The 13023-nt window shown below is 72.6% G+C and carries 8 protein-coding genes; 2 read left to right on the plus strand and 6 right to left on the minus strand.

Annotated features, from left to right (window positions below):
- Nucleotides 1–91: 91 nt before the first annotated feature.
- The 4 genes from ACWC2B_RS13035 to ACWC2B_RS13050 all read right to left on the minus strand — a co-directional run bounded on the left by ACWC2B_RS13035 (nt 92) and on the right by ACWC2B_RS13050 (nt 8129).
- Entirely contained in the window at nt 92–2014 is a 1923-nt protein-coding gene (locus ACWC2B_RS13035) for an acyl-CoA dehydrogenase family protein (RefSeq protein ID WP_450716537.1), read from the minus strand.
- A 203-nt stretch (nt 2015–2217) separates the two neighbouring features.
- Nucleotides 2218–3663, minus strand: a complete 1446-nt coding sequence (locus tag ACWC2B_RS13040; protein ID WP_450716538.1) for an aldehyde dehydrogenase family protein — start codon at nt 3661–3663, stop codon at nt 2218–2220.
- Nucleotides 3664–4057: 394 nt separating this feature from the next.
- A complete protein-coding gene (locus ACWC2B_RS13045) occupies nt 4058–5605 on the minus strand; it encodes a PucR family transcriptional regulator (RefSeq protein ID WP_450716539.1) in 1548 nt (515 codons plus the stop codon).
- A 175-nt stretch (nt 5606–5780) separates the two neighbouring features.
- Complete coding sequence (locus ACWC2B_RS13050; RefSeq protein ID WP_450716540.1) at nt 5781–8129, minus strand: ATP/GTP-binding protein; 2349 nt, start codon at nt 8127–8129, stop codon at nt 5781–5783.
- Between the two features lie 245 nt (nt 8130–8374).
- Here ACWC2B_RS13050 and gabT point away from each other — a divergent pair, with 245 nt between their 5' ends.
- Nucleotides 8375–9709 carry a 4-aminobutyrate--2-oxoglutarate transaminase gene (gene gabT, locus ACWC2B_RS13055; RefSeq protein ID WP_450716541.1) on the plus strand — a complete coding sequence of 445 codons (1335 nt, stop codon included), beginning with the start codon at nt 8375–8377 and terminating at the stop codon, nt 9707–9709.
- Between the two features lie 102 nt (nt 9710–9811).
- Complete coding sequence (locus ACWC2B_RS13060; protein ID WP_450716542.1) at nt 9812–10618, plus strand: phosphatase PAP2 family protein; 807 nt, start codon at nt 9812–9814, stop codon at nt 10616–10618.
- Here ACWC2B_RS13060 and ACWC2B_RS13065 read toward each other — a convergent pair.
- Both ACWC2B_RS13065 and ACWC2B_RS13070 read right to left on the minus strand, forming a co-directional pair.
- Complete coding sequence (locus ACWC2B_RS13065) at nt 10569–12383, minus strand: chitinase (protein WP_450716543.1); 1815 nt, start codon at nt 12381–12383, stop codon at nt 10569–10571. The two genes, ACWC2B_RS13060 and ACWC2B_RS13065, sit on opposite strands and share 50 nt — an antisense overlap.
- Nucleotides 12384–12481: 98 nt before the next feature.
- Nucleotides 12482–12946, minus strand: a complete 465-nt coding sequence (locus tag ACWC2B_RS13070; protein WP_450716544.1) for a hypothetical protein — start codon at nt 12944–12946, stop codon at nt 12482–12484.
- Nucleotides 12947–13023: the final 77 nt, after the last annotated feature.

Raw genomic sequence — 13023 nt, forward strand, 5'->3', positions numbered from 1 at the left:
CCCGGGCGCCGTCCCGTACCCCGCTGTCGGGGCGGCGCCCGCGTCCGCCGGGACCGGATCGGAACCTCCCGCTCCGGTCCCGGTGGCCGGCTCAGCGGATGGGGCGGTGGACGTTGTCGCGCTTGGCCGGGCCGGGGGTCGCGTCCGCGATCCAGGGGCCGTCGTCGGACGGGTCGAGGACGCCCTCCTCCAGCCAGGTGTACGAACCGGCGAGGACCTCGTCGACGATTTTCCGGTCGAGGTCGTCGGTGTTGCTCCACAGCCGGGTGAAGAGTTCCTCCACGCGGATCCGGGACTGGCGGCAGAACGTGTCGGCCAGCTGGACCGCCTCGCGGCCGTGTTCGCCGCTGGAGCGCAGGTGCTCGGCCCGTACGCAGGCCGCGCTCATCGCGAACAGTTCGGCCCCGATGTCGACGATCCGGCCGAGGAAGCCCTGCTTGGTCTCCATCCGGCCCTGCCAGCGGGACATCGCGTAGAACGTCGAGCGGGCGAGCTTGCGCGCGGAGCGCTCGGCGTACCGGAGGTGCTGGGCGAGTGGCCCGAACTCGCCGTACGACCGCGGGAGTTGACCCGGACCGGCGACCAGCTTGGGCAGCCACTTGGCGTAGAACCCGGCCGCGTTCGCGCCCGCCCTTGCCTTGTCCTGGAGGGACTTGTCGGGGTCGATGAGGTCGCCCGCGACGGACAGGTGGGCGTCGACCGCCTCGCGGGCGATCAGCAGGTGCATGATCTCCGTCGAGCCTTCGAAGATCCGGTTGATCCGCATGTCGCGGAGCATCTGCTCGGCGGGGACGGCCCGCTCCCCGCGGGCCGCGAGCGAGTCCGCGGTCTCGAAGCCGCGGCCGCCGCGGATCTGGACCAGCTCGTCCGTCATCAGCCAGGCCATCTCCGAGCCGTACAGCTTGGCGAGGGCGGCCTCGATGCGGATGTCGTTGCGGTCCTCGTCGGCCATCTGCGAGGAGAGGTCCGTCATGGCTTCGAGCGCGAACGTGGTCGCGGCGATGAAGGAGATCTTGGCGCCGACCGCCTCGTGCCGGGCGACCGGACGGCCCCACTGCTCGCGTACGCCCGCCCATTCGCGGGCGATCTTCAGGCACCACTTGCCGCCGCCGACGCAGAGCGCGGGCAGCGAGAGGCGGCCGGTGTTGAGGGTGGTCAGGGCGATCTTGAGGCCGGAGCCCTCGGGGCCGATCCGGTTGGCGGCCGGGACGCGGACCCGGTGGAAGCGGGTGACGCCGTTCTCGATGCCGCGCAGGCCCATGAACGCGTTGCGGTTCTCGACGGTGACGCCCGGCGAGTCCGCCTCGACGACGAAGGCCGTGATGCCGCCCTTGTGGCCCTCGGACTTGGGCACCCGGGCCATCACGACGAGGAGGTCCGCGACGACGCCGTTGGTGGTCCACAGTTTCACGCCGTCCAGGACGTACTCGTCGCCCTCCGGCACCGCGGAGGTCGCGAGGCGGGCCGGGTCGGAGCCCACGTCGGGCTCGGTGAGCAGGAAGGCCGAGATGTCGGTACGGGCGCAGCGGGGCAGGAAGGTGCCCTTCTGCTCCTGGGTGCCGAACAGCTTCAGCGGCTGGGGCACGCCGATCGACTGGTGCGCGGAGAGCAGTGCGCCTATGGCGGGGCTCGCCGAACCGGCCAGCGTGAGCGCCTTGTTGTAGTAGACCTGGGTCAGCCCCTGGCCGCCGTACTTCGTGTCGATCTTCATCCCGAAGGCGCCGAGCTCCTTGAGCCCGTTCACGACTTCGTCGGGGATCTGCGACTCGCGCTCGATCAGGCGGCCGTCGACGCGGGTCTCGCAGAAGTCGCGCATCTTGGCGAGAAAGGCCTCGCCGCGCTCCACGTCGTCGGGGGCGGGCAGTGGATGAGGGTGGATCAGATCGAGGCGCAGCCGGCCGAGGAAGAGTTCCTTCGCGAAGCTGGGCTTGCGCCAGTCCTGCTCGCGGGCGGCCTCGGCGACCTGGCGCGCCTCGCGCTCGGAGACCTTGGGCGTGTGCTGTGGTGCGGTCATGAGGGGTTCTCCTCGCCGCGGGCTGACGGGTGCGGGCGGCTGCCCGTTACCGGGTGGTGCTACTCGTCCGTATGTACCCGATTCCCGGCACTTGGACCACCCCTCGCGCCCGCCCGGACGCACGACGGCGGCCGGAACCCCCGCACAGTGGGTTCCGGCCGCCGGTCTCGCATCGCCCGCGCCCGCGGGGCAAGGCCCGTCTGCTACAGGGCGAGGCCCGTCAGGACGAGGACGCGCTCGTAGGTGTAGTCGTCCATCGCGTAGCGGACGCCCTCGCGGCCGACGCCGGAGGCCTTGGCGCCGCCGTACGGCATCTGGTCGGCGCGGTAGGACGGCACGTCGCCGATGATCACGCCGCCGACCTCCAGGGCCCGGTGGGCGCGGAAGGCGGTCTGGAGGTCGTGCGTGAACACCCCTGCCTGGAGGCCGTACTTGGAGGAGTTGACCGCGGCGAACGCCTCGGCCTCGCCGTCCACCTTCTGTACGGTCAGGACCGGCCCGAAGACCTCCTCGCAGGCCAGCGTGGTGCCGGCCGGGACCTCGGTGAGCACGGTCGGCGCGTAGGAGGCGCCCTCGCGCTTGCCGCCGGCGAGCAGCTTGGCGCCCGCCTGTACGGCCTCGTCGACCCAGGACTCGACGCGCTTGGCGGCGTCCTCGCTGACCAGCGGGCCGACGTCGGTGGCCGAGTCGGACGGGTCGCCGGTGACCTGCGCCTCGACGGCGGCGACGATCTTGGGCAGCAGCCGGTCGTAGACGGCGGCGTCCGCGATGACGCGCTGCACCGAGATGCAGGACTGGCCCCCCTGGTAGTTGGAGAAGGTGGCGATGCGGGTCGCCGCCCAGTCCAGGTCCGCCTCGGTGGCCCAGTCGGCGAGGACGACGGCCGCGCCGTTGCCGCCGAGTTCCAGGGTGCAGTGCTTGCGCGGCACCGAGTCCATGATCGCGTAGCCGACCTTGTCGGAGCCGGTGAAGGAGATGACCGGGAGGCGGTCGTCCTGCACCAGGGCCGGCATCTTGTCGTTGGCGACCGGCAGGATGCTCCACGAGCCGGCGGGCAGCTCGGTCTCGGCGAGCAGCTCGCCGAGGATGAGGCCCGACAGCGGGGTGGCCGGGGCCGGCTTGAGCACGATCGGGGCGCCGACCGCGATGGCCGGGGCGACCTTGTGGGCGCACAGGTTCAGCGGGAAGTTGAACGGGGCGATGCCGAGGACGACGCCCTTGGGGAAGCGGCGGGTCAGGGCGAGGCGGCCCACGCCGCCGCCGTCGGTGTCCAGTCGCTGGGCCTCGCCGCCGTTGAAGCGGCGGGCCTCCTCGGCCGCGAAGCGGAACACGGAGACCGCGCGGCCGACCTCGCCGCGGGCCCACTTGATCGGCTTTCCGTTCTCGGCGGAGATCAGCTGGGCGATCTCCTCGGTGCGCTCGGTGAGCCGCTTCGATACGTGGTCGAGGGCGGCGGCCCGTACGTGCGCGGGGGTCGCCGCGAACTCCTCCACGACGGCGTGCGCCGCGGCCACGGCCTCCTCGACCTGGGCGTCGGTCGGAATGCTCACCGAGGCGACTCGGCGGCCGTCCCAGGGCGAGGTGACATCGAAGCTGTCGTCGCCGGTGGCCTCGCGGCCGGCGAGCCAGAAGGCGGTGGTAGAAGTCATGCCCTCACGGTAGGCCGGGGGGCGGGGGTGCGCGTTTGTCCGGGGTGGAGTGATCGGGCCCCGGGGTGCGCCGCTTTGTCGTCCCGCCCGGCCGCGACGCCCAGGGCTCCGCCTCAGACCCGCGTTAGGCCCCCACCCCACCCCTTCCCGAAAGCCTCCGGCGGATGGGGAGGGCGTGCCGTCGGTCGGGTGCGGACCGTGCCTGGCTGAGCGCGCAGTTCCCCGCGCCCCTGGCAGTACCGGTGCCGACCCGCACCGGCTTCCTCAGCCCGTCCGGCGTTTGAGGACGAGCGCCCTTGAGGCGCGAACGGGGTCTGGGGCGGAGCCCCAGGAGTCCAGCTCAGCCCATCCACACCCCCGGAGGGTCTCGGGAAGGGGCGGGGTGGGGGAAAGCTCACGCGTCCGGGGCCGACGTCGCCTTCAAGGCCAGCCACAGCTCCATGCGGACGTCCGGGTCGTCCAGGGAGCGGCCCAGGATTTCCTCCACCCGGCGCATCCGGTACCGCAGGGTGTGCCGGTGCACACCGAGGTCCGCCGCCGCCGCGTCCCACTGGCCGTGCCGCGACAGCCACGCCCGCAGCGAGGCCACCAAGTCGCCACGGCCCGTCGCATCGTGCTCGTACAGCGCACGGAGCATCCCGTCCGCGAACGCCCGCACCGCATCGTCCGCGAGGAGCGGCAGCACGGACCCCGCCACCAACTGCTCGTGTTCCACGAGCAGTTGGCCCCGCCGCCGGGCCACCGACAGCGCCTGCTCGGCCTGCTTGTACGCGGAGGCCGCCGCGATCGGCCCGGCCGGCGCGGAGAGGCCTATGACGAGTTCCTCGCCCTCGGCGGCCTCGTGGGCCTTGCAGGCCGCGACGGCCTCGCCGCCGTCCGCCGCAAGGACGACCAGCCGCGCCCCCTCCGGCACCACGAGCACCGCTTCGCCGCAGCGCGCGGCAGCCGACTCCATGGTCTCGGCGAGCGCGCCGAGCCCGGCGGGGTCGCCCTCCCCCGCGGGTTCGGCGATGACCAGGCGGAACGGCGCGTCCAGGAGCCCGCCGTAAAGATCGCCCGCGACCGCGCGGGCGTGGTCCTGCTGTCCGGAGAGCAGCATGCGGAGCACGGCCGCGCCGAGGCGCTGCTCGGCGGCCTGGAGCGAGCGGGAGCGTTCAGTCGTCAGGGTCAGCAGGGCCACCGCCGAGTGCACCGCGTACCGCTCCGCCGTGCCGAGGGGCGCCCCCGTACCCACGGCAAGCGCTCCCCGCACCCGGCGTCCGGTGCCGAGCGACTGGAGCTCGACCCGGTCGCCGGAGGCGTCGTCGGCGCCGACCACGGCACTGGCGGGGGCGGCGCGCTCGCGCAGCCGGGCGACGTCCGGGGCGAGCCGGGCGGCGCGCCGCGCGGCCCAGTCGGGGGCGGCGGCCACGACCGCGCCGGAGGTGTCGTACAGCGCGGCCCAGCCGTCGACGTGCGCGGCGAGCTTGGCGATCAGGACGGCCGGGCCGTCGGAAAGCGCCGCCTTGGTCAGCTCGCGCTGCGCCTCGAACCCGGCGGTGACCGCGCGGTACTGGTCGGCGGAGATGGCCGCCGAGACCGCCTTGGAGATGGCCAGGAACGGGGTGCGCCGGGGCACCTCCAGGAGCGGGAGGTCCTCCTCGCGGGCGGCGGTGAGCAGCGCGTCGGGCACGGTGTCGTAGTTGACCCCGATCGCGAAGCCGAGCCCGACCACCCCGGCCCTGGCCAGCCTGCGCACGTACCGGCGCATGGCCTGGAGGTCCTCGGCGTCCAGCGTCATCGCGGTGGTGAGCAGCAGCTCGCCGCCCTCCATGTACGGGACGGGGTCGGCGAGTTCGCTGACGTGGGCCCAGCGCACCGGGCGGTCCAGGTGGTCCTCCCCCGCCCGCACGGTGAGCTTGAGCGCCGAGTGCTGGACGAGCGAGGCGAGCGTGGGCGGCATGGGACCGGGTTACCTTCGCGGCAGAAAATCGGGAGTACGGGAAGTCAGGAGTGCAGGACGCAGCAGACGTAACCATGACCATGGCAGTAATTGCTACGTCCCGTATGAACGGGGCAACTCCATTTTGCCAGCCCGGCCAGGTTCCGCCGAGCCGTCCGACCGGTCAGTACCGGTCTCATGCCCGTAGGTCCACCAGGAGCGGCGGCGCGTGCTCTCCCTTCACGGTCGTCAGTGAGAGCACCGCGTGCCCGGCGGGCACCTGGTGGGCGAGCTCGGAGGCCGACCAGCGTTCCCGTTCGACCTTGCGCACGGTGACGGCGTCGGTGGTGACGGCCTTGCCGGTGACGAGTTTGCGCAGCGCGTGGACCGCCCGGGTGAGCGGCTGGTCGGCGAACACGGTGTGCTTGGCGACCTCGGTGGTCTCCACCCACTCGGTGCCCCACGCCTGCGCGAAGAGCCGCCCGTCCCAGGTGGTGACCCCGGAGAACGTCATGTGGCAGCCGACAGAGCCGAGCAGCGAGGTGTGCAGCGCTTCCGGTACGTCGCCGAGCGCGCGCAGCGTGAGCAGCACCCCGGCGTTGCAGTTCCGCAGCCGTTGCAGGGCCCGTACGGACTCGGCGGTGACGGCGTGCGTGGCGTCGTCGACGGCCAGGAAGGCGAAGAGCGAGCGGTCCCGGCGGGCGGCCGCCCCGGCGGTGAACTGGGCCAGGATCAGCCGGGTCAGCAGGTGCGCCGCCTCCGGGTGGCCGCGCTCGGGCACGTCGACGCGGACCCGCAGCGGGTGTTCAAGCGAGCGCAGCGAGAACGGCCGGGTCTCGCCGGTGGTGTCGAAGAAGCCCTCGAAGGCGGGCCGGTCGAGAACCGCGACGCGGGCGGCGAGCGCGAGCCCCGGGTCGCCCGGGGTGCCCAACTGCCGCTCCCTGGCGTCGAGTTCGCGGTGATAGGAGCGGTGTGCCTCGGCGTCGAGGCTCGCCCGGAGCTCTTGCGTCGCGCCGGGCGAGCCGTCGAGCAGCTCGCGCAGGACCGGGACGGAGGGGAAGCGTCCGTGGGCCGCGCGGTAGGGGCCGAGCAGCTGGGCGAGCGCGGTCGCGGCCCGCCGCGAGTCGACCTCGGGGATGTCTCCGGCGAAGGCCTCGGCGAGCAGGGTGGCGGCCTCGTCGGGGTCGGCGGTGCCGCCGTACAGGTCGAGGTCGTACGCCGAGGAGGCGTCGCCGGGCTTGATCACCACGTCGTAGCCGTCGTCCGGGCCGAGCGGGGTGCCCGCCGCGCACACCGCGACGACGGCGGCCTTCCCGGCGAGCGCCTGGAGCGCGAGCGACTCCACCACGGGCCGCACCAGGTGCCGGGTCTTGCCCGAGCCGAACGGTCCGACCGCGAGGAGCGACGAGCCGAGCGCGGCCGGGTCGACGGCGGCCCCCGCGCCCCTGCGGGCGGCCGGGGTGCGCTCCGTGTCGGGGTAGCGGCCGAGCCGTACCTGCGAGGTGAGGAGGTCGTGGGTGGCCGCGCGGGCGGGCAGATCGCGATCGCCCGAGGGATGCAGACAGGCCCGCGCGCCCTGGCCGGCGACCGCCTCGGCGAACGCCCCGAGCCGGGACGGGTCGGCCTTCACGCTCGCCCAGGCCCGCCGGATCCGTACGCAGTCGACGTCGTTCATACGGCCGCCCCGCTCCTCGGCCACGAGCCGGTCGGCCAGCGCGTCCTGCCCGGCGGAGCGAAGTTGGGGCCAGTCGGCGGGGGAGGTCGCGGGGGCGGCGGTGGGGGCGGCCGGGCTGTGCGCCGGGGGGGCGGCCTTGCGCCCGCGGAAGTGGCCGAGCCAGTCGCCCGCCTTGGCGAAGGGCCAGAGCACCGCGCCGCCGACCAGTACGTACAGCGCGTAATTGACGAACGTAGCCACCGCCCGGTCGCCGTCGCCGGTGGTCCAGGACAGCGGGAACAGGCTCCAGATGGTGAAGAAGAACGGGAACAGGCTGGTCCCGATCACCAGCCACACCGCGACCGCTCCCGCCAGACCGGTCCGCAGGGTCCGCTCCGGCTGCGGGCAGTCGACCGCGTACCGCCGGAAGACCTCCAGCCAGTTACCCATCCGGCCGAAGACGAACATCAGCAGCGCGGCGAAGAGGCTGTTGTAGACCATGATCGCGGTCCGCGCCTCCGGCGGCCGCGGATAGCTCCACCACTCCGTCGGCGTGAACAGTTCGAGCAGCACGCGGCTGTGGGGGATGTAGCCGTTGGTCCACAGCGACCAGACAAGGGTGGCCGCGAGCAGGGCCACGAGCGCGCCGACGATGAGGGCCCGGTCGGGCACCCGGTCCGGGTCCGCGTCCGGCCGCGGCTTGTGGCCGAAGCGCCACAGGCCCGGTTCGGCGGGGGCACGCGGGGTGCGCAGCCAGTCGCCGAGGGCGGGCCCGGCCGGGGGCGCCTCGACGGGCCGGGGCGGGAGCGGCGGGCGCGGGGGCGGCACTACGGGGCGCGGGACCGCCCCCGAACGGGTGCCGCGTGCGTCGTGCGTGCCTTCGGTGTCCATCGACCCCTTGCCCCCTGACCAGCCAGGTCCGTTCCGAGCGGTGCGACGCTCAATCTAGTGGCAGGACACGACGGTTCACCGCTGCCGGGCACCGCGCACCCGCCCGGGGGAACTGTCCGCCGAGGACAAGGGACACACCCCCACCACTACCGAACGGCGCATGCCACGGCCCGTTCGTGCGCCTTAGCCTGCCAAGAAAGCCAAGGAAGCGTCCGAATCCCCACGAAAATCTCCAGGAGCCCCTCATGAGCGCGATCCCGCAGGAGCGCCGCGTCGTCACCGCCATCCCCGGCCCGAAGTCGCAGGAGCTTCAGGCCCGCCGCCTCGCGGCCGTCGCCGCCGGTGTGGGCTCCACGCTGCCCGTCTTCACCGCGCGCGCGGGCGGCGGCATCATCGAGGACGTCGACGGCAACCGCCTGATCGACTTCGGCTCCGGCATCGCGGTGACGTCGGTGGGCGCCTCCGCCGAGGCCGTGGTGCGCCGCGCCAGCGCCCAGCTGCAGGACTTCACGCACACCTGCTTCATGGTCACGCCGTACGAGGGCTACGTCGCCGTCGCCGAGCAGCTCGCCGAGCTGACGCCGGGCGACCACGCCAAGAAGTCCGCGCTGTTCAACTCGGGCGCCGAGGCCGTCGAGAACGCCGTCAAGATCGCCCGCGCGTACACCAAGCGCCAGGCCGTCGTCGTCTTCGACCACGGCTACCACGGCCGCACCAACCTGACGATGGCGCTGACCTCCAAGAACATGCCGTACAAGAACGGCTTCGGTCCGTTCGCGCCCGAGGTCTACCGCGTGCCCGTGGCGTACGGCTACCGCTGGCTGACCGGCCCGGAGAACGCCGGTGCCGAGGCGTCCGCGCAGGCCACCGACATGATCAACAAGCAGATCGGCGCGGACAACGTCGCCGCGATCATCATCGAGCCGGTGCTCGGCGAGGGCGGCTTCATCGAGCCGGCCAAGGGCTTCCTGCCCGCGATCAGCCAGTTCGCCAAGGACAACGGGATCGTGTTCGTCGCGGACGAGATCCAGTCCGGCTTCTGCCGCACCGGTCAGTGGTTCGCCTGCGAGGACGAGGGCATCGTCCCGGACCTGATCACGACCGCCAAGGGCATCGCGGGCGGCATGCCGCTCGCCGCCGTGACGGGCCGCGCCGAGATCATGGACTCCGCGCACGCGGGCGGCCTCGGCGGCACCTACGGCGGCAACCCGGTGGCCTGCGCCGCCGCGCTGGGCGCGATCGAGACGATGAAGGAGCTCGACCTCAACGGCAAGGCCAAGCGCATCGAGGAGGTCATGAAGGCCCGCCTGGCGACCATGGCCGAGAAGTACGACATCATCGGCGACATCCGCGGCCGCGGCGCCATGATCGCCATCGAGCTGGTCAAGGACCGCGCCTCGAAGACCCCGAACCCGGAGGCCGCGGGCGCCCTCGCCAAGGCCTGCCACGCGGAGGGCCTCCTGGTCCTGACCTGCGGAACGTACGGCAACGTCCTGCGCTTCCTGCCGCCGCTGGTCATCGGCGAGGACCTGCTGAACGAGGGCCTCGACATCATCGAGCAGGCCTTCACCGGCGTGTGACACCGAGAGGCCGGCACCCCCTGTGAAGAACGTGTGGGGGGCCAATGGCGGGTTGGAGTTCCCGCTGTCGGTCCCCCGCGGTCTGCCGTACGGTTTCTGCAGATGAGAGAAACACCCCGCCCGCAGGGGACTGCGGGCGATTCCAGGGCGGAGCATCCCCAGCCTTGCCCTGGTCGTGCCCTCGCGCACACCACTGGAGCCTCCGGCTCCGGAACTCCTCACCGATCGGATGACCGTCCGCCCCACACCCCCCGGGGCGCGCGGTACGCCGGTCCTGGCGGCCGCCCCGGAACCTCCCCCCCTGTTCCGGGGCGGCCGGCTTTCCTCTCCGCCGGGGTCGCCACGCTCCTGTGCGTGTTCGCGGTCATCACCTGGCAGGTCGCTTCCGGCGGCCCGCTGCGCCGTCTCGACGAGCGCCTGGACCGGGCGGTGACCGGCCACGGGCCGTCCGCGCTCGCGCAGGCCCTCGCCGACCTCGGCAGCATGCCGGTCGCGCTCCCCGTCCTGGCCGCCGCCATCGCGTACGCCCTGTGGCGCGGCCTGCGCCGCCAGGCGCTGATCGCCGCCGTCACGATGGCGGTCGTGCCACTTCTGATCGTGCCGCTGAAGGACTGGATCGCCCGGCCGGGCCCGCTGGAGGCCGCCACCGGCTACTACCCCTCGGGCCACACGGCGACCGCGATGGTGGCGTACGGAGGGGCCGCGCTGCTCCTGTCCCCGTACGCACGCCGCACGTGGCTGATGCCCGCCGCCGCGGGGGCGCTCACCGCGGCGACGGGCATCGGTCTGGTCCTGCACGGCTACCACTGGCCCCTTGACGTGGTGGGCAGTTGGTGTCTGTGCGGGGCGCTCCTGGTGGTCAGCTCCACGGGTATGCGTCGAAGTTCTTCGAGAACTCGCGGCCGTTGAAGCGGTCCCAGTTGATCGACCACGTCATCAGGCCGCGAAGGGCCGGCCAGGTTCCATGGGTCTGGTACGAGCCGCAGTTCGCCCTCTTCGTCAGGCAGTCCAGGGCCTTGGTGACCTCGGCGGGGCTGGTCCAGCCGTTGCCCGCCTGAGTGGAGGCGGGCAGGCCGATGGCGACCTGGTCGGGCCGCAGCGCGGGGAACGTCTTCGAGGTGTCGCCCGCGACGGGGAAGCCGGTGAGCAGCATGTCGGTCATGGCGATGTGGAAGTCCGAGCCGCCCATCGAGTGGTACTGGTTGTCGAGGCCCATGATCGAGCCCGAGTTGTAGTCCTGGACGTGCAGCAGGGTGAGCGAGTCGCGCAGCGCGTAGATGACCGGGAGGTAGGCGCCGCAGCGCGGGTCCTGCCCGCCCCAGGGGCCGGAGCCGTAGTACTGGTACCCGAGCTGCACGAAGAACGTCTCCGGGGCCATCGTCAGGACGAACTTCGAGCCGTACTTGGCCTTGAGGGTCTTCAGGGCGTCAATGAGGTTGACGATGACGGGAGTTGTCGGATTCCTGAAGTCCGTGTCGCCGGTGTTCAGTGACAGGGAGTGGCCCTCGAAGTCGATGTCGAGGCCGTCCAGGCCGTAGTCGTCGATGATCTTCGAGACGGAGGAGACGAAGGTGTCGCGGGCGGCGGTCGTGGTGAGCTGGACCTGTCCGTTCTGGCCGCCGATCGAGATGAGCACCTTCTTGCCCGCGGCCTGCTTGGCCTTGATGGCCGCCTTGAAGTCCCCGGGCGACTCGACCGTCGGACACTCACTGACCGGGCACAGGTTGAACCGGATTTCGCCCGAGGTCGCCGAGGTCGGTTCGCCGAAGGCGAGATCGATGATGTTCCAGTCGTCGGGGACGTCCGCCATGCGCGTGTAGCCCGCGCCGTTGGCGAAGGACGCGTGCAGATAGCCGACGAGCGCGTGTCCGCCGCCCGGGTTGCCTCCGCCGCCCGTGGTGGCCGCGGTGACGGTGGCCGACTTCGGGGACTCGCCCGCGGAGTTGGTCGCGGTGACCTGGAAGGCGTACGAGGTGCTCGGGGAAAGGCCCGTGACGGTGGCCGAAGTCCCGTTCACCGAGGCCGCCTTGGCGCCGTCCCGGTACACGTTGTAGCCGGTGGCGCCGGTGGCCGGGGACCAGCTCAGGCCAATGCTGGAGGAGGTGGCGCCGGAGGCGGTGAGCCCGGCGGGGGCGGCGGGGATCCGGACGGGGGCGCCGCCGGGGCCGATCAGGGTGACGTCGTCGGCCTCGTACGCGGGGGTGCCGTACCAGCCGTGCGTGTAGACGGTCACCGAGGTGGTGCTCGTGCCGGTCTTGAAGCTGGTCGTCAGCTGCTGCCAGGACGGCGCGGACTGGGTCCAGGTCGACACGTCGGTGGTGCCGGTGCCCGAGGCGCCGAGGTAGACGTAGCTGCCCTGCACCCAACTGCTCAGCGTGTAGGTGGAGTTGGGCTGGACGGCCACACTCTGGGAGCACTGCGCGTTGTCGCTGCCGGCCGGGGTCGCCTTCAGGGCGCCGGTGCCGCTGCGCACGGGTGAGGAGACGACTGCGCCGCTGCCCGCGGTGCAGCTCCAGCCGTCGAGTCCGGATTCGAAGCCGCCGTTGCGGATGAGGTCGGTGTCGGCGGCGCGCGCGGACGGCGCCGTGGCGACGAGTCCGGCCGCGGCGAGGGCGGCCGCCGTCAGGGCGGCGAACAGGGATGACCGGCGGGCCGGATGTCTGGTGCGGTCCACAACTGCCTCCTGGCAAGGGGGAATTGAGACACGGAGCCCGCACAACATGGTCCAGACCAATCAGGTTGTCAAGACCTCTGGCACTGAGCAGCCCGGCGTCAGTCCCGCTTGCCCCCGTCCCGCGCGATGCGAGCCGCCGCCTCGTGCATCGCCAGCTCCAGGAGGGTCGGGTCGGTGAGGGTGCCCGAGCCGTCGGGCGGCACCAGCCAGCGCACCCCGCCGGTCGCCCGGCCCGGGTACGGCACCACGATCCAGGTGCCGGCACCCGCCCCGCGCACCCCCGTGCCGAGCCACCGTGCCGCCGTGCCCGGCGGCACGAAGAAACCCATCCGCTCGTCGCCGAAGTCGGCGAGCACGGGACCCGGCCGGTCCACGAGCCGGGTCAGCACGTCGAGCGTGTGACCTCCGAGCTCGCCCGGCAGGATCAGTACGTCCCAGCGCCTGCCGGCCGGAAGGAGAGCGATCCCCAGGGGGCTTCGCTCCCATTCCCACCGGCAGGCGTCGGGATCCGGCGCCACCGACGCCAGCCATTCCACCGCGGTCTTCGACCCCGAGGCACTCATTGCCGTCCTCCGTCCGGTCCCACTCCACTGGGCACAGCCAGTGCGTCCACGAGCGAGAGGGCCGACGGGCCGGGCTA

It is taken from the genome of Streptomyces sp. NPDC001415, assembly GCF_053597395.1.